The sequence below is a fragment of the Pedococcus cremeus genome, assembly GCF_900111375.1.
GTDB classification, from domain to species: Bacteria; Actinomycetota; Actinomycetes; order Actinomycetales; family Dermatophilaceae; genus Pedococcus_A; species Pedococcus_A cremeus.
On sequence record NZ_FOHB01000014.1, the window covers coordinates 1 to 23,179 of the forward strand.

A 23,179-nucleotide genomic window follows, 5' to 3' on the forward strand; every position below is an offset into this window, starting at 1 on the left:
CACGTGCTGGAGGGGCTGATCGGGATGGCCGAGCAGCACGGCCCGTCCGGGTGCCGGCTGCTGCGCGACGGGCTGATCGCCAAGTACGGGCGCCAGGACGTGCTCCAGGACCAGCAGAACATGGGCAAGTCCTTCATCCGCCTCTCCCAACCCAACGACACCGGCGCCAACACCTTCGAGTACCGGCTCACCCTCGACATCGAGGGCAAGGCCGTCCTCGAGGCCGCCCTCGGGCCGTTGTCCGCGCCGAAGCCGGTCGACGGCGAACGCGACCTCCGGTCCTCCGACCGGCGCCGCGGCGACGCCCTGGTCACCCTGGTGCGCCGGGCGGTGGCGGCCGGGGACGAGGTCGGCAAGACCAACAAGACGACGCTGCTGCTGACCATGAGCTACGACGACCTCAAGGACCGGCTCGGCGCCGCCACCACCCTCGGCGGGCTGGACGCCGGCACCCACCTCGCCCCCGAGACCGTGCGGCGGCTGTGCTGCGACGGCTCCGTCATCCCGATCGTTCTGGGAGCCGACGGCGAGGTGATGGACTGGGGTCTGGAGAAACGGTTCTTCACCGACGCCCAGACCAAACGGCTCTGGCTCCGCGACGGCGGCTGCACCTACCCCGGCTGCGGGGCCCCACCACAATGGACGGACGCCCACCACCTCGTGCACTGGGCAGACCTCGGACCCTCAAATCTCGACAACGGGGCGCTGCTCTGCGAGCGGCACCACACCATCGTGCACTCGAGGCGGTTGGCCGGCCGGGTCGTCAAGGGGTCCTTCGGAGAACGGGTCGAGTGGGACCTCACCCGCGGCTCCTACGACGACCTCCTCGCCCGACGCGCCGCCAGCAACACCGCAACCGAACCAGCGTGACCCCGCCCCACACCCCGCCACCCGCCGGCGGGGCCACAGGCATGCCCGGCGGCCGGGACCTCTTGCCTATGCCCAGCACCCTCATCAAAGTCCGCAGGCGCAACACCCCGGAGGAGGAAGTCGCTTGACTGACGCCGTGGACGAGCGCCTCGTGGCCGCGTTCAAGATCCCTCGCGAGGACCGCTACATCCGACCCACCACATTCGAGCCGCACCGCAGGTGATCGGGCTCGAGGACGGACAGGCCGACGCCTAGGCCTACCTAGTCCTGATGAGCGATGTTGCAGCTCTCGCCCGCCTCACACACTGAAATGAGTGGAGGTGGTCGTCATGACCATGTGGTTGCTCATCCTGCTTGTCGTCGTCGTGGTGGCCGCGTTGGCGTGGCGATCCGAGCGCCGCAGCCGGAGGATCCATGGTTCGGGGTCCGGTTCTCGGGGCGTGGCAGAACGCGCGGAACGGGCTCGTACGTATGACGAGGGCAGGGGCGCATCGAACTGAGCTCGCCCTGCCTCGTCCACGGTCAACGCGTGTCGGCGAGGCGGCATTGACAGCTGGAGGTCCAGGGGTCAGCGGCGCTCGCCGGGGACATGGCAGCCGGTCCCATGTGGATGGCGCACCGTGTCGGCAGCCTGCTAACGTCCCGAGAATCGTGATCGACCAGCAGGAGGTGAGACCCATGAACGCAGTATCCGGATTGGGTGCTCCCCGGCAGGACACGTCCCGCGACTGAGCTGGTCGCGACTGGGAGCGCCGGAAAGGCAACTCGCGAAAGGCGACTTCCATGAACACCTCACCTTCTTCAACTCCGCGCCAGGACGCCCTGTCGGACGGACGAGCCCTGGTCCTCGCCGGCGGCGGAGCGGCGGGCAACGCCTGGGAGCTCGGTCTCATCGCCGGCCTGTCCGACGCCGGCGTCGATGTGACGGAGGCCGACCTCATCATCGGCACGTCGGCAGGATCGACGGTGGCCGCCCAGGTGACCAGCGGGACACGCCCGGCCGACCTGTATGCCGCGGTCCTGGCCGAGTGGCCCCGGCCTCGTAATGGCGGCGCCGGCGGCACCGGACCGGACCGGGGACCCGCCGCCCATGTCTCGGGGCCGAGCTACCTGGAGTGGTCGAACGCCATCATCGGAGCTGCTGAGAGCGCGTCCGACATGCGCCGCAGGATGGGCGCTGCGGCGCTCGAGCTGGATGTGTCCGACGGTGCCAGCCAGACGCGCTGGCGCGAGGTCGTCGCGGCTCGGCTTCCCAGTCACCACTGGCCGCGGCAGCACCTGCTGATCACGGCCGTCGATGCCTGCACGGGGGAACCGGTCGTGTTCGATCGCAACAGCGGAGTTGACCTGGTGGACGCCGTCGCCGCCAGCACCTCGGCGATGACGCCCTACCGCATCGGCGAGGACCGGTACCTCAACGGCGGCTACCGACGCAGCGAGAACGCCGATCTGGCGGCCGGGTGCGGGCGGGTGCTCGTGCTGTCACCGTTCGGCGGCAGGACGCGTATGCCGCTGGAGTGGGGCATGGACCTGGCAACCCAGGTCGACGAGCTGCGCGCAGGCGGCAGCAGGGTGGAGACGGTGTTCCCGGACGGCGGCGCTGGTGATGTCTTCGACGCCGATGCACTGGATCCATCGACCCGTCCGCAGGCAGCGCGAGGAGGGTACGACCAGGGTCGAGGCCTCGCGGAGCTGGTCGCCGGAGTCTGGTGCTGACGTCGCCGTGCAGTAGCAGCTGACAGGGTGGCGTCGCGGTCATCCTCACCGATGGCGCAGCCCTCACCCGTGGCAGAGCGCAGGCTCGTGGGGAGCAACGATGAGTTCCGGGTCGCGCGGTGGTCAAAGCCAGCAGGACCGCTGGCAGACCGACGTGTTCGTACCCGAGGGAGACCCATGGCACAGCTCATCTACTCGATGATCACCTCACTCGACGGCTACGCCGAGGCGGCGGAGGGCGACCTCGGCTTCGGGGGCGCCGACGACGAGGAGGTGCACACCTTCATCAACGACCTCTACCGCCCCGTCGGCACGTACCTCTACGGCCGACGGATGTACGAGACGATGGTCTTCTGGGAGACCGCGCACGCGCTGCCCGACGTGCCGCCGTTCATCGCGCAGTACGCGCGCGACTGGCAGGCCGCCGAGAAGGTCGTCTACTCCACGACGCTGGAGTCGGCGTCCAGCGCGAGGACCAGGATCGAGCGGACGTTCGACCCTGACGCGGTGAGCAAGCTCAAGGCCGAGGCCGACCACGACCTCACCATCGACGGCCCGAACCTCGCTGCGCAGGCGATCGCGGCCGGCCTGGTGGACGAGTACCACCTGTTCCTCACCACCAGCGTGGTCGGCGGTGGCAAGCGGTTCTTCCCCGAGGGCGTGCGCCTCGAGCTCGAGCTGGTCGAAGAACGTGCCTTCGACAGCGGACTCATCTTCGCGCGCTACCGGACCCGCTGAGCCGCGCCGGGTGGTGACGGTGCCGGCGGCCGGGCCGGAGCGGATCAAGCCGCGGGCCGCAGCGGATCAGGCTGCGGGCCGGAGCGGATGCCGAGGGCCTAGGGAGCCGGCTCCTCGATGACCGGGCTGGCGAACCGGCGGCGCCGGCTCGGGTGGTTGGCAACCATGTCGACCGACAGCATGAGCAGGGCGACCCACACGATCGCGAAGCCGAGCCAGCGCTCCGTCGACATGTGCTCGCCGAGCAGCACCACGCCGCAGATCAGCTGGAGGATCGGCGTGATGAACTGCAGCAGCCCCACGGTGGTCAGCGGGATGCGACGAGCCGCGGCGGCGAACAGGAGCAGGGGCACCGCTGTGACGACTCCGGAGAGCAGCAGCAGCAGCGGGTGCAGGGGAGCGTCCTCGCTGAAGGTGGTCCCGCCGGTGATGCTCAGCCAGAGCAGCACTCCGACGGCAACGGGGAAGAGCACCGCCGTCTCGGCGGCGAGCGAGTGCATCGCCTCCAGGCTGGTGCCGACCTTCTTCTTCACCAGGCCGTAGCCGGCGAAGGTGAAGGCCAGGCTCAGCGCGATGAGCGGGAACTGGCCACCGGCCACGCTGAGGTAGACACCGGCCGCGGCACCGATCGCCACGGCTGCCCACTGCAGCGGTCGCAGGCGCTCGCGGAGCACGAGCACCCCGAGCGCCACGGTGACGATGGGGTTGAGGAAGTAGCCGAGCGCCGCCTCGGTGGTGCGGCTGCTGATCACCGCGAACACGTAGATGACCCAGTTGCCGGCGATGAGCAGCGCTGCGACCGTCACGCCTGCCGCCAGGCGGGGCCGGGCCACGAGCTGCCGCGCCCACGTGAAGTCGCGACGGATGCCCAGGACCGCCAGGCACAGCACCAGCGTCCACACGATGCGGTGGGCCAGGATCTCCCAGGCGCCCGAGGGCTTCAGGGCGTGGAAGTAGAGCGGGAAGACGCCCCAGATGGCGTAGGCGAGGAAACCGTAGGTGGTGCCGCGCCGGACCTCGTTCTGGTCAGCCGGGCTCACCGGCCGGCGTCCGCGCTGGTCCGCACGTCCGAGCTGGTCAGACGCAGGTTCGCGCTCACCGGCATACCGCTGTCACGCGACGGTCCAGGTGTCTCGACCGTGGATGAGCCTCTCGAGGTCGGCGTCCGTCGCCGGCCCGCCGCCCTTCTCGACGGCGGAGTCGACCTGGGCGCGCACGAGGTCGTCGTAGGTCGGCCGGGCGACGCTGCGGAAGACCCCCATCGGCACGTGCGTCATGTCCGGGGTGTCCAGCCGCGAGATGGCGAACGCCTGCGCCGGGTCGTCGGCACCCACCTGGTGCACCACGACGCCGTCGTCAGCAGCCTCGCCCTCGGGCACGAACCGCAGCCCCGCCTTCGTGCGGACCAGCACCTGCCGGTCGTCCTCCGCACCGAGCCGCACCGGCTCACCGTCGACGAGGTGCACGAGGCGCGCCTGCTGCTGCTCGCGGTCCTTGATGAGGTCGAAGGCGCCGTCGTTGAAGATCGGGCAGTTCTGGTAGATCTCCACCAGGGCGGTACCGCGGTGCTCTGCGGCCTGGCGCAGCACCTCGGTGAGGTGCTTGCGGTCGGAGTCCATGGTCCGGGCCACGAAGGTCGCCTCGGCACCGAGGGCCAGCGAGACCGGGTTGAACGGCTGGTCGACCGAGCCGAGGGGGGTCGACTTGGTGACCGCCCCGACGTGCGAGGTGGGGGAGTACTGGCCCTTGGTCAGCCCGTAGATCTGGTTGTTGAACAGCAGGATCTTCAGGTTCACGTTCCGGCGCAGCGCGTGGATGAGGTGGTTGCCGCCGATCGACAGCGCGTCGCCGTCGCCGGTGACGACCCAGACCGACAGGTCCTCGCGGCTGGTGGCCAGGCCTGTGGCGATCGCGGGGGCGCGGCCGTGGATGGAGTGCATCCCGTAGGTGTCGAGGTAGTACGGGAACCGGCTCGAGCAGCCGATGCCGGAGACGAAGACGATGTTCTCCCGCTTGAGGCCCAGCTCGGGGAGGAAGCCCTGCACCGCGGCGAGGATGGCGTAGTCACCGCAGCCGGGGCACCAGCGCACCTCCTGGTCGGAGGTGAAGTCCCGCTTGGTGAGCGTGTCGGCGTCCTCGGGGAGGCGCGGAACGGACGCGGTGCCCGCACGAGGCGAGCTGCCCGGCATACCGAGCTCGGTGGTGGTCATGCGGTTCCTCCGTTGTCGGACACCGTCTGGGCGCCGACGATGGCGTCGGCGAGCTCGACGGTGGTGAAGGGCAGCCCGCGCACCTGCGTGAACGACTGCACGTCCACGAGGTACTTCGCGCGGAGCAGCATCGCGAGCTGGCCCATGTTCATCTCGGGGACGAGGACGGTGCGGTAGCGCCGCAGCACCTCGCCGGTGTTCGCGGGGAACGGGTTCAGGTGCCGCAGGTGCGCCCGGGCGACCTTGGCGCCGGTGTTGCGCACGTTGCGGACGGCGGCCGCGATGGGGCCGTAGGTGGAGCCCCAGCCGAGCACCAGCACCTCGGCCTCGCCGCTGGGGTCGTCGACCTCGAGGTCACCCATGGTGTCGGCGATGCCCGCCACCTTGCCGGCGCGCAGCCGCGTCATGCGGTCGTGGTTGTCGGGGTCGTAGGAGATGTTGCCGGTGACGTCGGCCTTCTCGATGCCACCGACGCGGTGCTCGAGGCCCGGCGTGCCGGGGACCGCCCATGGCCGGGCGAGCGTGGTCTCGTCGCGCAGGTACGGGTGGAAGACCGGCTGGCCCTTGGCGTCGACGCCGTTGGGCTCGGTGGCGAACTCGACCCGCAGGTCGGGCAGGTCCTTCACCGAGGGCAGCCGCCACGGCTCGGAGCCGTTGGCGAGGTAGCCGTCGGAGAGCAGGAAGACCGGGGTGCGGTAGGTGGTGGCGATGCGCACCGCCTCCATGGCGGCGTCGAAGCAGTCGGCCGGCGAGCTCGGGGCGACGATCGGCACCGGCGACTCGCCGTTGCGGCCGAACATCGCCTGCAGCAGGTCGGACTGCTCCGTCTTGGTCGGCAGGCCGGTGGACGGGCCGCCGCGCTGCACGTCGACGATCACCAGCGGCAGCTCGAGCGAGACCGCCAGGCCGATGGTCTCCGACTTCAGGGCGACGCCGGGGCCCGACGTGGTCGTCACGCCGATCGCGCCGCCGAAGCTCGCACCGAGGGCGGCACCGATGCCGGCGATCTCGTCCTCGCACTGCATGGTCGTCACGCCGTAGCGCTTGAGGCCCGACAGCGTGTGGAGGATGTCGGAGGCCGGCGTGATCGGGTAGGAGCCGAGCACCAGCGGGAGCCGCGCGCGGTGGGCGGCGGTGACCAGCCCGTACGCCAGCGCGATGTTGCCGGTGACGTTGCGGTAGGTGCCCGAGGGCATCTTCGCGGGCGCGATCTCGTAGGAGACCGAGAACGCCTCGGTCGTCTCGCCATAGTTGAGGCCGGCGCGCAGGGCGGCCAGGTTGGCCTCGAGGATGTCGGGCCGCGAGGCGAACTTGTTCTTCAGGAACAGCTCCGTGCCCGTGGTCGGCCGGTGGTACATCCAGGAGAGCAGGCCGAGGGCGAACATGTTCTTCGCCCGCTCCTTGTCCTTGCGCGAGAGGGTGTTGAAGCCGGCCAGCGCCTCGACGGTGATGGACGTCAGGGCCACGGGGTGCACCTGCCACGAGTCGAGGGAGCCGTCCTCGAGCGGGTTCTCGGCGTAGCCCACCTTGGCGAGGTTGCGCTTGGTGAACTCGTCGATGTTGACGATGACCGTCGCGCCGCGGGGCAGGTCGCGCAGGTTGGCCTTGAGGGCCGCCGGGTTCATCGCCACGAGCACGTCGGGGGCGTCACCCGGGGTGAGCACGTCGTGGTCGGCGAAGTGCAGCTGGAAGGAGCTGACGCCCGGCAGGGTGCCCTGCGGCGCCCGGATCTCTGCCGGGAAGTTGGGCAGCGTCGACAGGTCGTTGCCGAGCGCTGCCGTCTCGGACGTGAAGCGGTCACCGGTCAGCTGCATGCCGTCACCGGAGTCCCCAGCAAAGCGGATGACCACACGGTCGAGCTGCTGGACGGACTTGCTGCTCATCTGTTCCCCGCCACCTGTTCCTCGGCAGTTTCGTGTCTCGTCGGCGGCTGCCCACGGCGTTTCTTCCATGGTAAGTCCGGCCTTACCTGCGGTGTTTCCGGACCCGCATTTCGGACGACCCCGGCCTCGGGCGTCCACCCGACCTCCTCTCAGCCTTACCCTCCGACGCCCGACGTATGCCGCGTCCGCGCCGCGGTATGTCGCATGCGGCCACGTGGGCGTTCCGGGTCCGGGTCGCCGCTGCCGCGGCGACCTCCCGCCACGTCCCGGCGCAGGTCGCTAGGCTGCCAAGGGTGTCGCCCTATGTCGTCGTCGCAGCGGTGGTCCTGGTCGGGCTGCTGCTCTTCGTGGCGGCGATGGGCGCCCGGGCACTGCTGGCACCGAAGGCCCCGACCCGGGCGAAGCTGACCACCTACGAGTCCGGTGTCGACCCGGTGGGCCAGGGCTGGGCGCAGACCCAGATCCGCTACTTCGTCTACGCCTTCCTCTACGTCATCTTCGCCGTCGACGCGGTCTACCTCTTCCCGTGGGCGCTGGTGATCCGCTCCACCGGCCTGGGCGCTGCCTCGCTGGTCGAGATCGGTGTGTTCATCGGCATCCTGCTCATCGGCCTGGCCCACGCGGCCCGGCGCGGCCTGCTGCGGTGGTTCTGATGCCCGTCGACCTCCCGCTGCCCCGGGTCGGCCCGGCCACCGACGTCGCGCCCCAGCCCGTCAAGGTCGTCCTCAACTGGGGACGCCGCTACTCCCTGTGGGTGTTCAACTTCGGGCTGGCCTGCTGCGCCATCGAGTTCATCGCCGCGTCGATGGCCCGGCACGACTTCATCCGCCTCGGCGTCATCCCCTTCGCCCCCGGGCCGCGGCAGGCCGACCTCATGGTCGTCTCCGGCACCGTGACCGACAAGATGGCTCCGGCGATCCGTCGCCTGTACGACCAGATGCCCGAGCCGAAGTACGTCATCTCCTTCGGTGCCTGCTCGAACTCCGGTGGCCCGTACTGGGACTCGTACTCCGTCACCAAGGGCGTCGACACCATCATCCCCGTCGACGTCTACGTGCCGGGCTGCCCGCCGCGGCCGGAGGCGCTGCTCCAGGGCATCCTGCGCCTGCAGGAGAAGATCGCCGCCGAGTCGTTGTCCACCAAGGGGATGCGCGCCAAGTACGCCGGACACCGGCTCGCCAGCGCCGGCGAGCTCGCTCGCGGCCTGGTGCGGCGCCCGGCGAAGCAGGACGAGGCGGCCGGCGATGGCTGACCCCGATTCGGTGACCCGGCGCGAGGTCCCGCTCGCGGCGTGGGCGACCGCGGTCGCCGAGGCCCGCGACGCGGCATACACGTTCTTCGACTGGCTGACCGCCGTCGACCAGACCGACGCCCCCGAGGACGCCGGCTTCGACATCGTCTGCCACCTGATGGACCCCTCCACGCCCACGGCGCTGCGGCGCGTGCTGCTGCGCACCCGAGTGCCGGAGGGTGCCGCCGTGCCGAGCATCACCGGGGTGTTCCGGGGCGCGGCCTGGCACGAGCGCGAGACCCACGAGATGTTCGGTGTCGACTTCGACGGGTTCGACGACGGCACCGGGCTCGGGCTGCGCCCGCTGCTGCTGCCCGACGGGTTCGAGGGCACGCCGCTGCGCAAGAGCTTCGTGCTCGCCGCGCGCGCCTCCAAGCCGTGGCCCGGTGCGAAGGAGCCGGGCGAGAGCGAGCACACCAAGCCCACGGGCCGACGTCGCGTGCAGGCACCCGGCGTGCCCGGTCCCGACTGGGGGCCGCGGTGACCGACGTGCTGGAGGTGACGCTGCGCAGCGTCAGTGTGCTCGCCGCCTTCCTCGTGCTGCCGCTGCTCGTCGGCCAGGCGGAGCACAAGGTCATGGCGCACATGCAGGGCCGGCTCGGCCCGATGTATGCCGGTGGGTTCCACGGGTGGGCCCAGCTGGTCGCCGACGGGGTCAAGTTCGTGCAGAAGGAGGACATCACACCGGCTGCCGCCGACCGCCGCGTCTTCCGGTTCGCGCCGGCGGTGGCCCTGGTGCCCTACCTCGTCGCGATGGCGGTGATACCGCTCAGCCCCGACCTCGTCGCCGCCGACGCGCCCGCCAGCGCGCTGTTCGTGCTCGCCACCACCGCCGTCGGCATCCTCGGCACCCTCATGGCGGGATGGGCCAGCGCCAACAAGTACTCGCTGCTCGGCGCGATGCGCTCGGCGGCGCAGCTGCTCTCCTACGAGCTGCCGCTCGTGCTCGCCGTCGCCTCGGTGTGCCTGGCCGCCGGGTCCCTGAGCCTCGGCGGCATCGCGCAGGCGTGGTCGCCGTGGTGGCTCATCTGGCAGCTGCCCGGGGCGCTGGTGTTCCTCGTCGCAGCCGTCGCCGAGCTGCAGCGACCGCCCTTCGACATGCCGGTCGCCGACGCCGAGATCGTCTTCGGCGCCTACACCGAGTACACCGGGCTGCGGTTCGCCTTCTTCCTGCTCGCCGAGTACGCCGGCATCGTGGTGATGTCGCTTCTCTTCGCGGTGCTCTACCTCGGTGGCTGGCAGGGGCCGTTCTCCGACCAGCTCGGCTGGCTGTGGACCCTGCTCAAGGGCCTCGTCATCGCGGTCGTCATCATCTGGCTGCGGGTGGCCTGGCCCCGGCTGCGCGAGGACCAGCTGCAGCACCTGGCGTGGATCGTGCTGGTGCCGCTGGCCCTGGCCCAGCTGGCCCTGACCGGTGTGTGGGTGGTGGTGTCGGCATGAGCGAGCCGCGCACACCCCGCTCGGGCGGCGCCCTGCCCGGCCTGCTGAAGGGCCTGGCCACCACGGCGCGGACGCTCGCCCGGCCCACCCACACGACGGAGTACCCCGACGCGCCGCCGCACCTGCCGCCCCGCTCCCGTGGCGTCATCGCGCTGCTCGAGGAGAACTGCACCTCCTGCATGCTCTGCGCGCGCGAGTGCCCCGACTGGTGCATCTACATCGACTCGCACAAGGAGACCCTCCCCGCCACCACCCCCGGCGGCCGCGAGCGGCAGCGCAACGTGCTCGACCGGTTCGCCATCGACTTCTCGCTCTGCATGTACTGCGGCATCTGCATCGAGGTCTGCCCGTTCGACGCGCTGCACTGGAGCCCGGAGTTCGAGTACTCGGAGCTCGACATCCGCGACCTGCTGCACGAGAAGGACCGGCTGGGGCAGTGGATGCCCACAGTCCCGCCACCGCCGGCCCTCGACGAGCACTCCGCCGAGCCCGCCGAGGTGGCCGCCGCCAACAAGCCTGCTCGTCCCGCCCGGGCAGCCGGCGCGCCACCGCCCGCGCGTGCCGCTCGCGCCGAGCGCCCCGAGCGGCCCGAGCGACCGGCCCGGGCCGAGCGACCGGCCCGGGCCGAGCGACCCGAGGGCACGGCCCGCCCCGAACCTCCCGCCGACTCCGTACCCGCGGAGCCGCCCACGCCGCCCTCAACCGCCTCGGAGAGCGGCTCTGCGGAGACGAAGTCGCCAGAGCCGACGTCGGGGGAGGATCAGTGACCACCCTCGACATCGCGTTCGCCGGGGTCGGCCTGGTCGCTGCTGCCAGCGGCCTCCTCGCCGTCACGACCCGGCACGTGGTCCACGCAGCCCTCTGGCTCGTGGTGTGCCTCGGCTCGGTCGCCGGCTGCTACCTGGTCCTCGGCGCCGAGCTGGTGGCCCTGGTGCAGCTCCTCGTCTACGTCGGCGCCGTCGTGGTGCTCGTGCTCTTCGCGCTCATGCTCACCCGCGCGCCGATCGGGCCGAACCCCGAGGTCACCACCAGCCGGGCCCACCGGGCCCTGGCAGCGGTGCTCGGCGCCGGCGTCACCGCGCTCCTGCTCTCCGTGCTGCTGCCCGTCGCCGGGCCGGCCCGCAAGCGCCCCGGCACCTCCAACACCGCTGTGGCGGAACAGGTCTTCGGCACCTGGGTCTGGCCCTTCGAGGCGCTCTCGCTCCTGCTGCTCGTCGCCCTCGTCGCGGCGTTCGCGATCTCGCGGATGACCCGCGCCGCCGAGGTCGCGCAGTCGGCGCTGCCCGAGATGACGGCGCCCGAGAGGATCTCGCAGTGATCCACCTCGCCGGCCCGTACGCGCTCGCGGCCGTCCTCGCCGGCCTCGGTGCCTACGGCGTGCTCGCCCGCCGCAACGCCGTGCTCATGCTCATCGGGGTCGAGCTCATCCTCAACGCGGCCAACCTCCTGCTCGTCTCGGTGGGCTCGGTCGGCGCCGACACCTGGCAGGCCGGCAACGTGCTGACCCTGTTCGTCATCACCATCGCCGCGGCCGAGGTCTGCGTGGCGCTCGCGGTGGTGCTGGCGCTGTTCCGCCTGCGCGGCGACGTCGACCTCACGAGGCGGGCCGAGTGAGCCTGGCCGCGGCACGACTCGTCGTGCTCCTCCCCGCTGCCGCGGCTCTGGGCGGCCTGCTGCTCGCCCGCCGTGGCGCAGCCCCGGCCCGGTGGGTCGCCGTCGGCGCCTCGCTGGCCACCGTCGTCGTGGCGCTCGCCGGGCTCGCCTCGGTGGGCGGCTCGCAGCGCACCCACCTCGGGCAGCTCCTCCCCGCCCTGCGGGCCGGAGACCTGGAGGTCCCGCTGCTGGTCCGGGAGAGCGCCACCCCGGCGCTCATCGCCCTCGTCGTCGCCATCGTGGCCTGGGCCGTGCAGTCCTTCGCCGGCTGGTACCTGAGGAACGACGACCGGTATGCCGTGTTCTCGGCGACCGTGTCACTGTTCAGTGCCGCGATGCTCCTCGTCGTCCAGTCCGCCGACCTCATCCTCACCTTCGTCGGGTGGGAGGTCATGGGCTGGTGCTCCTACCTGCTCATCGGGCACTGGAGCCGTCGGGCGAGCGCCCGCCGCGCCGCCCTCAAGGCCTTCCTCGTCACCCGCTTCGCCGACGTCGGGTTCCTGCTCGGCGTCCTGGCCCTGGCCTCGGGACCGGGCTCGACGGCATACCCGAAGGTCCTGGCGCACTGGGCGCCGGCGGCCGCCGTCTGCAACGACACCGCGGCGTGCGCGGCGCCGAACGGGACCCTGCGGACCGTGGCCATGGTGCTGCTGCTCATCGGCGTGCTGGGCAAGTCGGCCCAGTTCCCGTTCCACGACTGGCTGCCCGACGCGATGGAGGGCCCGACGCCCGCCTCGGCGCTGATCCACGCGGCGACCATGGTGGCGGCCGGCACCTACGTGCTCTCCTCCCTCTTCAGCGTGTTCGCCGCCACCGACGCCGCCCGGTGGGTGCTGGCGATCAGCACCGCGATCACCATGGTGTGGTCCGCCCTGCTGGCCTTCGGGCAGAGCGACCTCAAGCGGCTGCTCGCCTACTCGACGCTCAGCCAGGTCGCCCTGATGCTCTCGGCGCTGGCGGTCGCGCCTGCCCTGGAGGGACCAGGGGCCGGGCTGCTCCACCTCTACGCGCACGCCTTCTTCAAGGCCCTGCTCTTCCTCCTCGTGGGGTGGCTCAGCGTCACCGTCGGCGGCACCGCCGCCGCGACCATGCGCGGAGGCCTCCGCGGCCACGCGGTGATCCGGCCCGCCATGTTCGTCGGCCTGCTCTCGCTGGCCGGGGTGCCGCCGCTCGTCGGGTTCGTCAGCAAGGAGTACGTCATCGGCGCCGCGGAGTCCGGCGCCCTGCACGGGCAGGCCCGCTCGATGCTGGTGCTGGCCGCCCTGCTGGTGACCGTCGTGCTCACCGCGGCCTACTGCGTGCGAGCCTGGCTGGTGCTCGACGACCTCACCGCCGCCCGGCCGGAGCTGCACGAGAAGGACGAGGCGAACTCGCCCGTCATGGCGGCGGTCTCGGTGCTCGGGGTGCTGACCGTCTTCGGCGGCCTCGTGGTGCTCACGCCGTGGCTGCCCCTCGACGGGCACTTCTCCTGGTGGATGGCGCTGGTCAGCGTGCTGCTCATCGTGGGGGCCGGGCTGGCCGTGCGGGCCACCGTCACCCAGGGCGACCCGGCCGAGCGCCTGGTGGGTGCCCGCATGGCGCGCTTCGACGCCGGCTTCGGCGTGGACGCGCTCTACGTCAGGGCCGTCGCACGCCCCGTGCTCGCCCTCGCCCGGTTCGTCGTCTTCCTCGACCGGGAGGTCGTCGACGCCTACGTGCGCGGCAGCGCCGCCACCGCCCTGCTCAGTGGCCGCGGGGGTGCGCGGATCCACCGGGCCGAGCGGTCGTCGACGTCACTGGTCTGGGTGGTCGTGGGCCTCGTCCTCGTCGCGGCCGCGGGGGTGACGCTGTGGTGATCCTGATCGCCCTCCTCGTGCCGGCTGCCGTGGCCGTCTGGCTGCTCGGCGCCGGCCGCCACCTGGCCCACCAGGTGGTCAACCGCGTCGCGCTGGTGGCCGCCGCCGTCACCCTCTCCGCTGTGGTGGCGTCGGTCGTCGCCCGGCCGTCCATCGACCGGCCGTGGGTGCCGGCACTCGACCTGCGCTGGCAGTTCGCCGTCGACGGCATCAGCGCCCCGCTCCTGGTCATGACCGCCGTGCTCGGGCTGGCCGTGGTCGCGCACTCCTCCCGGCGACGGCCGGAGGGCGGCACGTCTGCGGCCTTCCACGCCTGCCTGCTCCTGGTGGTGGCCGGCGCGCTGGGCACCTTCTACGCCCGCGACGCCATCCTGTTCTTCGTCGCCTTCGAGGTGGTGCTGGTGCCGATGTGGGTGCTCATCACCCGCTTCGGCGACGCCCACCGCGCCGAGGAGCGCGCCGACGCCGGCGCCCGCTTCGTGCTCTACACCGCCCTCGGCTCGACCCTCATGCTCGTCGGCATCCTCGGCCTGGTCAGCGCCGCGGGCACCGCCGACCTCCAGGTGCTCGCCCGAGGCGCCGGCAGCGGCATACCGCGGCACACCCAGCTGCTCATCGCGCTGGCCCTGGTCTCCGGGCTGGCCGTCAAGGTGCCGCTCTTCCCGGCCCACACCTGGCTGCCGTCCGCGCACACCATCGCACCGACCGCGGGCTCGGTGCTCCTCGCCGCGGTGCTCCTCAAGATGGGCACCTACGGCCTGGTGCGCCTGCCGGTCGCGACGGTGCCCGACGCGTTCGGGCGGCTGGCGCCGCTGGTTGCCGTGGTCGGGGCCGTCGGCATCCTCTGGGGAGGGCTGGCCTGCCTGGTCGAACGAGACCTCAAGCGGCTGATCGCCTACTCCTCCGTCGCGCACATGGGTTTCGTGGCGCTCGGCCTCGCGTCGGGCACCCGCACCGGCCTGCAGGCGGCGTTGTTCGCCAACGTCGCCCACGGCGTGGTCTCCGCCCTGCTCTTCTTCGTCGTCGGCGGCCTCAAGGAGCGCTGGGGTTCGGCCGACCTCGCCGTCGCCCGGGCGGCGCTGCGGGAGGTCACCCCACGCCTCGGCTTCGCCCTCGTCGTCGGCCTGGCCGCGTCGCTGGGGCTGCCGGGCCTCGCCGGCTTCTGGGGCGAGTTCCTCAGCCTGTATGCCGTGTGGTCACCCGCCGGGGACCGGCCGGCGGGCCTGCTGCGCGCCACCGCCGTCGCCGGGGCCCTGGGCACCGTGCTCGCCGCGGCCTACGCGCTGCGCGTGGCGCGCATCGTGTGGATGGGGGAGCGCGTCGAGCCGGCCATCGCCGACAGCCGAGGCGTCGAGTGGGTCGTGGTCGGCGGCCTCGTGGTCGCCGCCCTCGTGCTCGGCGTGCTGCCGCAGGTGCTGCTGTCGGTCACCAGCGACGCCGTCACGGCCCTGGTGGGTGGTGGCTCGTGAGCTCGGTGGTCTCCTTCGACGCCCTCGTGCTGGCGCCGGTGCTCGCGCCGGCGGCCGGGGCCCTGGCGGTGCTGGTGCTCGACGTCGCCGCTCCGCGGCTGAGGGTCGCCCACCACGCCGTCGGCGTGCTGGCCCTCCTGGCCGGCCTGGCGTTCGCGGTGCCGGCCGCGCTCGGGGTGGAGAGCGCCCCGGCCCGCTCGCTCTGCCTGCCGGCCCCGGCCGGTGCCTGCTTCTACGAGGCCGGGCCGCTCGCCGGCGCGCTGCAGCTCGGTGCGCTCGCCTCGGCGCTGGTCGTGCTCCTCCTCGTCTGGCCGGACCGCGGCACCGAACCCGGCACCGAATCCGGCATCGAACCGGCCCGCGACCCGCTGCGCGGTGGCCCCGCGGTGGTCGTGGCCCTGGTGCTCGCGGCGACGGCGGGCGCGGCAGCCGTCGCGGCGGCCAAGGACCTCGGATCGTGGCTGGTCGCCCTCGAGCTGGCGACGCTGCCCGCCGTGGCGCTGGTCGCGCTCCGCGGCACCAGCCGCGCGAGCGCCGGTGCCGTGTCGCTCCTGACCACCTCCCTGGTCTCCTTCGCGATGGTCGCCCTCGGCGCAGCGCTGTGGCTCGTGGCCGCCGGCCAGCCGGTCTTCTCGGTGGCGGCGGTCGAGCGCGCCCACGCCGCCCACGACACCTGGGCGGTGCTCCTCCTGGGCGTGCTGCTGCTGGCCGGGGGCCTCGGTTTCAAGCTCTCGCTCGTGCCGTTCCACGCCTGGACACCACAGGCGTATGCCGGCGGCACCGAGCCGGTCGCGGCGTTCCTCGCCGCCACGTCGAAGGTCGCCGCGCTCGCCGCTCTCGTCGCGGTGCTGCGGCCCCTTTCCGCTGCCCAGGCCGCCGTGCTGGTGGTCGTCGGGGTGGTGGCGGTGGCGTCGATGACGCTGGGCAACGTCCTCGCGCTCGTGCAGGACGACCCGGTGCGGCTGCTGGCGTGGTCGACGGTCGCGCAGGCCGGCTGGGTCGTGCTGCCGCTGGCGACCGTCGTCCCGGCCGGGCTGGCCGCCAGCGGCGGCTACCTGCTCGCCTACGTCATCGCCACGCTGGTGGCTTTCGCCGTCGTCGTGCTCGTCGTGCACGCAGCAGGACCCACCGGCGACCCGGCCGCGGGCCGCACGCTCGCGGCATACAAGGGGATGCTGCGCACCCGGCCGCTGCTGGGGGCGGCCCTGGGGCTCGCCCTGGTGTCCCTGGCCGGGCTGCCTCCGGGGGTGGTGGGCCTGGTCGCCAAGGTGCTGGCGCTGCGCCCGGTCGTGGCCCAGGGGCTGTGGGTGCTCGCCCTGTTCGCCGTCGCCAACGCGGTGCTCGGGGTGGCGGTCTACCTGCGCTGGTTCGCGGTGCTCTTCCAGGAGGCCGACGCCGCCGTGGGCACGGCGATCCCCAGCGCGCGACGTGCCCCCCGCGGCCCCCTCGCGGCGCTTGCGCTGAGCGCCACCGCGCTGGTGCTGGTCAGCGTGGCACCGCAGCTGCTCCTCGGCCTGGTCGCCTGACGCGGAACGCCACGCACGGCTCCTGCGTTGGTGAAGGCATGCACAACCACTTCAACGGGCTGAAGACCGCCGCGCTCTTCGGGGCGATCTTCGCGGTCCTCCTCGGTATGGGCGCCGTCATCGGGAACGGCCGGTACCTCTGGCTGTTCGCCCTGCTCGGCGTGGGCATGACCGCCTACGGCTACTGGAACTCGGACAAGCTCGCGATCCGCGCCATGCACGCCTACCCGGTGAGCGAGGCCCAGGCGCCGGTGATGTACCGCATCGTCCGTGAGCTCTCCACCGCCGCGGGCAAGCCGATGCCGCGCCTGTACGTCTCGCCGACCCAGGCCCCCAACGCCTTCGCCACCGGCCGCAACCCCGAGCACGCCGCCGTCTGCTGCACCGAGGGCATCCTCGGCATGCTCGACGAGCGCGAGCTGCGCGGGGTGCTCGGGCACGAGCTGATGCACGTCTACAACCGCGACATCCTCACCGGCTCGGTGGCCGCCGCGATCGCCGGCGTCATCACCAGCGTCGCGCAGATGCTCATGTTCGCCGGCATGTTCGGCGGCGGGGGCAACGATGAGGACCGGCCGAACCCCATCGCCCTGCTGGCGATGGCCCTGCTGGCGCCGTTCGCCGCAATGATCATCCAGATGGCGATCAGCCGCACCCGGGAGTACGACGCCGACGAGGACGGCGCCACGCTGACCGGCGACCCGCTCGCCCTCGCGTCGGCGCTGCGCAAGCTCGAGGCCGGCACGGCCCGCGCCCCGCTCGCCCCGACGCCGCAGCTGCAGAACGCCAGCCACATGATGATCGCGAACCCGTTCCGTCCCCAGGACGTCTCGCGCTTCTTCTCGACCCACCCGCCGATGGCCGAGCGCATCGCCCGCCTCGAGCAGATGGCCTACGGCTACCGCGCCCGCTGAGCGCTGGAGGCGAGACGACACGCAGCCCGGTGGCCGCCCGTTTGGGCAGCCGGTCGCCGGGCTGATATCGTTGGCGGCAGTTGCAGTTGCAGTTCCTCGATTGAGCGGGCCCGCCGACGTGAGCGGGCCCTTTCTTTTACAGCGGGCATGTCCCGTGCTGGGGGTTTGAGCGGCAGCTTGGCACCCGCGTCCGCGGGGGCCACCGGCCAATTGAAGGAGACTCCCATGGCACAGGGAACAGTGAAGTGGTTCAACGCTGAGAAGGGCTTCGGCTTCATCGAGCAGGACGGCGGCGGCGCCGACGTCTTCGTGCACTACAGCGCGATCAACACGGGCGGCTACCGCTCGCTCGACGAGGGCCAGAAGGTCCAGTTCGACGTCACCCAGGGCCCCAAGGGCCCGCAGGCGGAGAACGTCACCGCGCTCTGAGCTAAGCCTCACGCATCCCGCTGCCCCGCAGCGGAACAGGAGCCCCCGGCCACTCGGCCGGGGGCTCCTGTCGTCCCGCCACCCGAGCCGGCTGACAGAATGCGGCGCATGCCCTCACTGACGCGGTCCGAGGCCACCGAGCGTGCGGCGCTCATCACCGTCACCTCCATGGAGGTCGACCTCGACCTCACCGGCGGCGACCGGGACGACCACGAGGAGTTCGGCTCCCGCACGACGATCCGGTTCACCTGCAACCAACCGGGCGCGACCACCTTCCTCGACCTCCGGCCGGCCGCCCTGGAGTCGCTGGTGCTCAACGGGTCCGAGCTCGACCCCGCCTCCCTGCGCGACGGCCGCGTCGAGCTCGCCGACCTCGCCGCCGAGAACGAGGTCACGGTCGTGGCGACCATGCGCTACAGCCGTGACGGGCAGGGCCTGCACCGCGCCGTCGACCCCGCCGACGGCCAGCACTACGTCTACGGCCACCTGTTCCTCGACGCCGCGCCGACCGTCTTCGCCTGCTTCGACCAGCCCGACCTCAAGGCGCCGTATGCCGTGACCGTCACCGCGCCCGAGCACTGGACGGTCGTCGGCAACGGCGCGGCGATGTCCACGGCGCCGGGGCGCTGGGAGCTGGCGCACACCCGGCCGCTGGCCACCTACTTCGTCACCGTCTGCGCCGGTCCCTGGGCGTCGGTGCGCAGCGAGCACGACGGCATACCGCTGGGCATCCACGCGCGGGCCTCGCTGCGGGAGCCGCTGGAGCGGCAGGCCGAGCAGATGCTGGAGGTGACCCGGGCGTCGTTCGACTACTACCACCGCCTCTTCGGCATCCGGTACCCGTTCGGGGAGTACCACCAGGTCTTCGTGCCCGAGTTCAACGCCGGCGCGATGGAGAACCCCGGCTGCGTGACCTTCCGCGACACCTACGTCTTCCGCGGCGCCGCCGCCCGTGACGAGGTGCTGACCCGCACCAACACCATCGCCCACGAGATGGCGCACATGTGGTTCGGCGACCTCGTGACCATGCGCTGGTGGGACGACCTGTGGCTCAACGAGTCGTTCGCCGAGTACATGGCCCACCGGACCACGGTCGACGCGACCGAGTTCACCGAGGGCTGGGTCGACTCGACCGTGGCCCGCAAGATGTGGGGGTATGCCGCGGAGCGCACCCCCTCGACGCACCCGGTGGCCGGGGGAGCAGCCCTCGACGCACAGGCGGCCCTGCAGGACTTCGACGGCATCTCCTACGCCAAGGGCGCCGCGACCCTGCGCCAGCTCATCGCCCACATCGGTGACCACGCGTTCATCGCCGGCGTCAGCGCCTACCTGCGCGAGCACGCCTACGGCAACGGCACCCTCGCGGACTTCCTCGGCTTCATGGAGCGGGCCTCCGGCACGGACCTCGGCGAGTGGAGCAAGGCGTGGCTGCTCACCGCAGGCCTCGACGTCATCGCCGCCGACCAGGAGTCGGGCGTCGTCACCCGCGAGGCGCCGGCGGCGTTCCCGGCCGACCGGCCGCACACCCTCGACGTCGCCGGGTTCACGGCCGGTGCCGAGGTCTTCCGCGTCGAGGCCACGCTCACCGGCCCCAGTGCCGAGGTGGCGGCCCTGCGTGAGGCGCCCCGGGCCGAGCTCGTGGTGCCCAACGCCTCGGACCTGACCTGGGCCACGGTGGCGCTGGACCCGAGCACCCTGCAGGCGGTGCCCCAGGGCCTGGCCACGCTGCCGGACCCGCAGGCGCGGGCCGTGGTCTGGGCGGCCCTGGTCGACGGCGTCTGCCTCGGCAGGGTCGACCCCCGCGTGGTCGTCGACACCTTCGGCCGGGCCTGGCCGCAGGAGGACAACGAGTCGGTGCTGAACCGGGTCGCGGGTGTCCTGCTGGGCCGGCTCGTGCCCTCGTTCCTGCCGGCCGAGGAGGAGGCCGGCGCCCGCGCCGTGGTCGCGCAGGCGGCCGCCGAGCTGCTCGACGCCAGTGAGCCGGGCTCGACCCGCGCGCTGCTCGGCGCCCGGGTGCTCGCCCGCAGCTCGGCCGACGAGGCCACGCTGCGGCCGTGGGCGGAACGCTCGGGCCTGCCGGCGGGGCTCGAGCGCGACTCCGACTTCCGCTGGCTGGTGGTGCGCAACCTGGCCGGTCACGGCTTGGTCGACCGCGACTTCATCGAGCGGGTCCGCCGCGACGACGACACCCTCTCCGGCCGGCTCGGCGAGCTCACCGCCCGGGCCGCCCTGCCGGGCGAGGCGAAGTCGTGGGCGTGGGAGCAGCTCACCGCCAACCGCGAGCGGTCCAACTACGAGCTCAACGCCCTCGCCGGCGGCTTCTGGGCCGGCGACGACCTCGAGACGCTGCGGGGCTTCGTCCCGCGCTACTTCGCCGACGTGCCCGCGATGGCGCAGTGGGTCGGTGCCGACGCCCTCGGGCGGGTCGCCACCCTCGCCTACCCCTCGCGGGTGGTGGAGCCGGCCACGGCCGACGCGAGCGCCGAGGCGCTGGCCGGTGACGGGCTCACGCCGGCGGTGCGGCGGTCGGTCGTGGATGCCGACTCCGAGCTGCGGGAGGCGCTGCGCTCACGGGCGCTGTTCGGCTGAGCGCCCCTGCCGGGCTCGCCCCTGCCGGGCTCGGCCCTGGCCGGCCATGTCTGCCGGGCCCACGTCCGGCGCGAGCACCGGCCCGAGCTCGGGGTGGTTGCCCGGCTTGGGGTCCACGTGCGCGCCCTGCGGGCCGCTGTCGCCGTCGCAGGACGCGCCGGGTTCGTTGCCGCTGAGGTTCCAGCCCGGCACGTGGTCGCGCAGCGTCGTCCGCTTCATGTGCGCTGTGGTCATGGCATCCTCCACCGGAGCGCGGACGGCCCCGGTGGCCGCGCCACGTCCGGGAGAGACAACGAACCCCGCGGCCGTCTCGTGCCGCGGGGTTCGTCGTCTGCTTCAGGTCGGTCGGGTGACCGCCACGGGTCAGCCCGGTTGGGCCTCGTCCTCACGGGCCTCGTCGTCGGAGGGCGCGCCGCCCTTGCCGCCGGCGCCACCGCCCTTCCCGCTCGGGCCGCTGTCGCCGTCGCTCGAGGCGCCGTCCTCGTTGCCGGACAGTCCGCCACCGGGGACCTGCTCGTCCTGGGGCTTCTCAGACATGCGCACACTCCTGTCGCTCGGGAACCGCGTGCGCTCCCCAACGTATGCCGTGCGGGAGCCGGCCGCGCGGCATACCGGCTCGGGCTCCGCGGGGGCTCAGCGGTAGTTGGTGTACTGCAGGGCGACGTCGAGGTCCTTGGTCTTCAGCAGGCGCTGGACCTCCTGGAGGTCGTCGCGCGACTTGCTGGTCACGCGCAGCTCGTCGCCCTCGATGCGCGCCTTGACCGTCTTGGGCGCCTCGTCGCGGATGATCTTGGAGATCTTCTTGGCGTCCTCCTGCGAGATGCCGTCCTTGAGTGACCCCTCGAGGCGGTACTCCTTGCCCGAGGCCTTGGGCTCCTTCTCGCCGAAGTCGAGGGACTTCAGGGAGACCTTGCGGTGCACCAGCTTGGTCTCGAAGACGTCGAGGACGGCGAGCGCCCGCTCGGCGGTGTTGGCCTTGATGAGGACGTTGTCACCGCTCCACTCGATCGAGGCCCCGACGCCCTTGAAGTCGTAGCGCTGGGCCACCTCCTTGGCGGCCTGGTTCAGGGCGTTGGACACCTCCTGCTTGTCCACCTTGCTGACGATGTCGAACGAGCTGTCTGCCATGGGGTTCGGGTCCTCTCCGGTGTGGCGGGTGGGGCGAATTCGCATTCGCGACCGTGCTTGCTATCCTTCCATGCGCACCAGGCAGGTTGCCCGAGCGGCCAATGGGAGCGGACTGTAAATCCGTCGCGAAAGCTACGAAGGTTCGAATCCTTCACCTGCCACCCAGTGCACGAGGAGCCCCTGACCGCACCGGTCGGGGGCTCCTTGCGTCGAGGCGGCGTTCGTCCTTCGGGCGCGGGTCGCGCAGGGGCCTCAGGCCCGGGCACAGGCGGGCTGTTGCCGCAGGCGCTGCACCAGGCCGAACGTGGTCAGCAGCACGGCCAGCAGCGCACCGCTGACGTCGGGGCCGTAGCCGTCGAGGACCACCAGTGCGCCCACCAGCGTCAGGCCCGACACCGCGGCGCAGGGGGTGCAGCCGAGGTCGGGTCGCCACCCGCGAGCCGGCAGGTAGCTCGCCAGGGTCAGGGAGCCCGCGGCAGCCGCCAGGCCGACCAGCGTCATCCACACCGACGTGGCACCCGAGGTGGGCGCGGCGGCCCGGAGGAGGACGAGGAGCACCAGGGGCAGGCCGACCGCGGCCGCGACCCACCGGCGGCGGGGCCAGGAGCGGAGTGTCACCATCACGAAGGAATCATACCCCTAGGGGTATGCCTTCATCGAGCCGTCGCCGCGCCACCTCGACCTCGGCCGGGAGCCGGTGTCGCGCCGCCAGGGCCCGGGGCAGCCGCGACAGGCACTGCACCACCGCACGGCGTCCGGCCGGCCCGGACCGCAGTGCAGAGCCGGCCTCACCCAGCACCACCGGCCAGGGCCGGCGCATCACCATGGTCAGCAGGCGGTTGCGCTCGATGAGCGCCTGCCTGGCCAGCGGGTCGCGGGCAGGAGAGGGGTGGTGGTGCGCCACGACCTGGTCGACGTAGGCCAGGCCCCACCCCAGCGCCGCGAGGTCGAGGGCGAGCCGCTCCTCCTCGCCCATGAAGAACACGACGTCGTCGAAGCCGCCGGCCGCCAGGAAGGCGTCGCGCCGCACGACCGCGCCGCACGCCAGGAAGCCGAGCACCGACGGGCCGGGCAGGTCGGGCGCCGTGCCCAGGGGCGAGTGGGCCATCGCCGCTTCGCCCGGGTCCGGGCGGCCGTCCGCGCCGACGAGCACCCGTCCGGCCAGGAGGGCGAGGCGGGGGTGCTCGCGCATCAGCCGGACGGCCTCGCCCAGGGCGCCCGGCGCCCACCAGGAGTCGTCGTCGGCGAAGGCCACGAAGGGGGTCGAGGCCCGGTCGACCCCGACGTTGCGTGCGGCGGCGCCGAGGTTCTCGCCGAGCTCGACGACGTCCACGTGCGGGAAGTGTCGCCGGACGAGCCCTGGCGTGCCGTCGCCCGACCCGTTGTCGACGAGCACGACGGGCACCTCGTGGTGCGGCAGCGAGCGCTGCAGGTCGGCCCAGCGGTCGCGGGTCATCACCACGACCGTGACGGAGTCGGCCGGCGGCT

At 72.4% G+C, this 23,179-nt stretch carries 24 protein-coding genes and 1 tRNA gene; 17 read left to right on the plus strand and 8 right to left on the minus strand.

Going from position 1 to position 23,179, the window contains the following annotated elements; translation table 11 throughout:
* The 3 genes from BMW78_RS19540 to BMW78_RS19555 all read left to right on the plus strand — a co-directional run.
* Positions 1 to 870: HNH endonuclease signature motif containing protein (locus BMW78_RS19540; RefSeq protein WP_143056353.1), on the plus strand; the 870-nt coding region annotated here is incomplete at its 5' end.
* Positions 871 to 1,653: 783 nt separating this feature from the next.
* Entirely contained in the window at positions 1,654 to 2,586 is a 933-nt protein-coding gene (locus tag BMW78_RS19550) for a patatin-like phospholipase family protein (RefSeq protein ID WP_091763143.1), read from the plus strand.
* Between the two features lie 177 nt (positions 2,587 to 2,763).
* Complete coding sequence (locus tag BMW78_RS19555) at positions 2,764 to 3,324, plus strand: dihydrofolate reductase family protein (RefSeq protein WP_091763145.1); 561 nt, start codon at positions 2,764 to 2,766, stop codon at positions 3,322 to 3,324.
* A 98-nt stretch (positions 3,325 to 3,422) separates the two neighbouring features.
* On the opposite strand, the gene rarD is transcribed toward BMW78_RS19555, so the two are convergent.
* From rarD to BMW78_RS19570, 3 genes are all read right to left on the minus strand, one after another.
* Complete coding sequence (gene rarD, locus BMW78_RS19560) at positions 3,423 to 4,364, minus strand: EamA family transporter RarD (RefSeq protein ID WP_091763148.1); 942 nt, start codon at positions 4,362 to 4,364, stop codon at positions 3,423 to 3,425.
* Positions 4,365 to 4,436: 72 nt separating this feature from the next.
* The gene (locus tag BMW78_RS19565; RefSeq protein WP_091763150.1) at positions 4,437 to 5,534 is read right to left on the minus strand and encodes a 2-oxoacid:ferredoxin oxidoreductase subunit beta; all 1,098 of its coding nucleotides are present in this window, start codon (positions 5,532 to 5,534) and stop codon (positions 4,437 to 4,439) included.
* On the minus strand, positions 5,531 to 7,417 hold the full coding sequence (locus BMW78_RS19570) for a 2-oxoacid:acceptor oxidoreductase subunit alpha (RefSeq protein ID WP_091763152.1): 1,887 nt from the start codon (positions 7,415 to 7,417) through the stop codon (positions 5,531 to 5,533). Before BMW78_RS19570 ends, BMW78_RS19565 begins: the two co-directional genes overlap by 4 nt.
* 293 nt (positions 7,418 to 7,710) lie before the next feature.
* On the opposite strand from BMW78_RS19570, the gene BMW78_RS19575 reads away from it, so the two are divergent.
* The 13 genes from BMW78_RS19575 to pepN all read left to right on the plus strand — a co-directional run bounded on the left by BMW78_RS19575 (position 7,711) and on the right by pepN (position 20,563).
* Entirely contained in the window at positions 7,711 to 8,070 is a 360-nt protein-coding gene (locus BMW78_RS19575) for an NADH-quinone oxidoreductase subunit A (RefSeq protein ID WP_091763153.1), read from the plus strand.
* Positions 8,070 to 8,669 carry an NADH-quinone oxidoreductase subunit B gene (locus BMW78_RS19580; RefSeq protein WP_091763155.1) on the plus strand — a complete coding sequence of 200 codons (600 nt, stop codon included), beginning with the start codon at positions 8,070 to 8,072 and terminating at the stop codon, positions 8,667 to 8,669. The genes BMW78_RS19575 and BMW78_RS19580 overlap by 1 nt, the downstream gene beginning before the upstream one ends.
* On the plus strand, positions 8,662 to 9,192 hold the full coding sequence (locus tag BMW78_RS19585; protein WP_091763157.1) for an NADH-quinone oxidoreductase subunit C: 531 nt from the start codon (positions 8,662 to 8,664) through the stop codon (positions 9,190 to 9,192). Before BMW78_RS19580 ends, BMW78_RS19585 begins: the two co-directional genes overlap by 8 nt.
* Positions 9,189 to 10,148, plus strand: coding sequence for an NADH-quinone oxidoreductase subunit NuoH (gene nuoH / locus BMW78_RS19590; RefSeq protein ID WP_091763159.1), 960 nt, complete (start codon positions 9,189 to 9,191; stop codon positions 10,146 to 10,148). Before BMW78_RS19585 ends, nuoH begins: the two co-directional genes overlap by 4 nt.
* On the plus strand, positions 10,145 to 10,915 hold the full coding sequence (locus BMW78_RS19595) for a NuoI/complex I 23 kDa subunit family protein (RefSeq protein WP_091763250.1): 771 nt from the start codon (positions 10,145 to 10,147) through the stop codon (positions 10,913 to 10,915). The genes nuoH and BMW78_RS19595 overlap by 4 nt, the downstream gene beginning before the upstream one ends.
* Entirely contained in the window at positions 10,912 to 11,466 is a 555-nt protein-coding gene (locus BMW78_RS19600) for an NADH-quinone oxidoreductase subunit J family protein (RefSeq protein ID WP_091763161.1), read from the plus strand. The genes BMW78_RS19595 and BMW78_RS19600 overlap by 4 nt, the downstream gene beginning before the upstream one ends.
* Positions 11,463 to 11,762 (plus strand): NADH-quinone oxidoreductase subunit NuoK, encoded by a 300-nt coding sequence (gene nuoK, locus BMW78_RS19605; RefSeq protein WP_091763164.1) that lies wholly within the window; start codon positions 11,463 to 11,465, stop codon positions 11,760 to 11,762. Before BMW78_RS19600 ends, nuoK begins: the two co-directional genes overlap by 4 nt.
* Complete coding sequence (locus BMW78_RS19610) at positions 11,759 to 13,636, plus strand: NADH-quinone oxidoreductase subunit 5 family protein (protein ID WP_245736024.1); 1,878 nt, start codon at positions 11,759 to 11,761, stop codon at positions 13,634 to 13,636. The genes nuoK and BMW78_RS19610 overlap by 4 nt, the downstream gene beginning before the upstream one ends.
* A complete protein-coding gene (locus BMW78_RS19615; protein WP_091763166.1) occupies positions 13,630 to 15,105 on the plus strand; it encodes a complex I subunit 4 family protein in 1,476 nt (491 codons plus the stop codon). The genes BMW78_RS19610 and BMW78_RS19615 overlap by 7 nt, the downstream gene beginning before the upstream one ends.
* Positions 15,102 to 16,631 (plus strand): proton-conducting transporter transmembrane domain-containing protein, encoded by a 1,530-nt coding sequence (locus BMW78_RS19620; RefSeq protein WP_245736026.1) that lies wholly within the window; start codon positions 15,102 to 15,104, stop codon positions 16,629 to 16,631. The genes BMW78_RS19615 and BMW78_RS19620 overlap by 4 nt, the downstream gene beginning before the upstream one ends.
* A 38-nt stretch (positions 16,632 to 16,669) precedes the next feature.
* Positions 16,670 to 17,545 carry a zinc metalloprotease HtpX gene (gene htpX, locus BMW78_RS19625; RefSeq protein WP_091763168.1) on the plus strand — a complete coding sequence of 292 codons (876 nt, stop codon included), beginning with the start codon at positions 16,670 to 16,672 and terminating at the stop codon, positions 17,543 to 17,545.
* A gap of 225 nt (positions 17,546 to 17,770) precedes the next feature.
* Positions 17,771 to 17,974, plus strand: a complete 204-nt coding sequence (locus BMW78_RS19630) for a cold-shock protein (protein ID WP_091763170.1) — start codon at positions 17,771 to 17,773, stop codon at positions 17,972 to 17,974.
* Between the two features lie 108 nt (positions 17,975 to 18,082).
* Positions 18,083 to 20,563, plus strand: a complete 2,481-nt coding sequence (gene pepN / locus BMW78_RS19635) for an aminopeptidase N (RefSeq protein WP_091763254.1) — start codon at positions 18,083 to 18,085, stop codon at positions 20,561 to 20,563.
* Here pepN and BMW78_RS19640 read toward each other — a convergent pair.
* The 3 genes from BMW78_RS19640 to BMW78_RS19645 all read right to left on the minus strand — a co-directional run bounded on the left by BMW78_RS19640 (position 20,543) and on the right by BMW78_RS19645 (position 21,691).
* Positions 20,543 to 20,797 carry a hypothetical protein gene (locus BMW78_RS19640; RefSeq protein ID WP_091763172.1) on the minus strand — a complete coding sequence of 85 codons (255 nt, stop codon included), beginning with the start codon at positions 20,795 to 20,797 and terminating at the stop codon, positions 20,543 to 20,545. The two genes, pepN and BMW78_RS19640, sit on opposite strands and share 21 nt — an antisense overlap.
* Positions 20,798 to 20,926: 129 nt before the next feature.
* Positions 20,927 to 21,100, minus strand: a complete 174-nt coding sequence (locus BMW78_RS20955; protein ID WP_177180484.1) for a hypothetical protein — start codon at positions 21,098 to 21,100, stop codon at positions 20,927 to 20,929.
* A 96-nt stretch (positions 21,101 to 21,196) separates the two neighbouring features.
* Positions 21,197 to 21,691 carry a YajQ family cyclic di-GMP-binding protein gene (locus BMW78_RS19645; RefSeq protein WP_091763174.1) on the minus strand — a complete coding sequence of 165 codons (495 nt, stop codon included), beginning with the start codon at positions 21,689 to 21,691 and terminating at the stop codon, positions 21,197 to 21,199.
* An 80-nt stretch (positions 21,692 to 21,771) separates the two neighbouring features.
* On the opposite strand from BMW78_RS19645, the gene BMW78_RS19650 reads away from it, so the two are divergent.
* A tRNA-Tyr gene (locus BMW78_RS19650) sits at positions 21,772 to 21,852 on the plus strand.
* A gap of 91 nt (positions 21,853 to 21,943) precedes the next feature.
* Here the strand turns inward: BMW78_RS19650 and BMW78_RS19655 are convergent.
* Both BMW78_RS19655 and BMW78_RS19660 read right to left on the minus strand, forming a co-directional pair.
* On the minus strand, positions 21,944 to 22,315 hold the full coding sequence (locus BMW78_RS19655) for a hypothetical protein (protein WP_143056354.1): 372 nt from the start codon (positions 22,313 to 22,315) through the stop codon (positions 21,944 to 21,946).
* A 7-nt stretch (positions 22,316 to 22,322) separates the two neighbouring features.
* Positions 22,323 to 23,147, minus strand: coding sequence for a glycosyltransferase family 2 protein (locus BMW78_RS19660; RefSeq protein ID WP_091763178.1), 825 nt, complete (start codon positions 23,145 to 23,147; stop codon positions 22,323 to 22,325).
* Between the last annotated feature and the right edge of the window lie 32 nt (positions 23,148 to 23,179).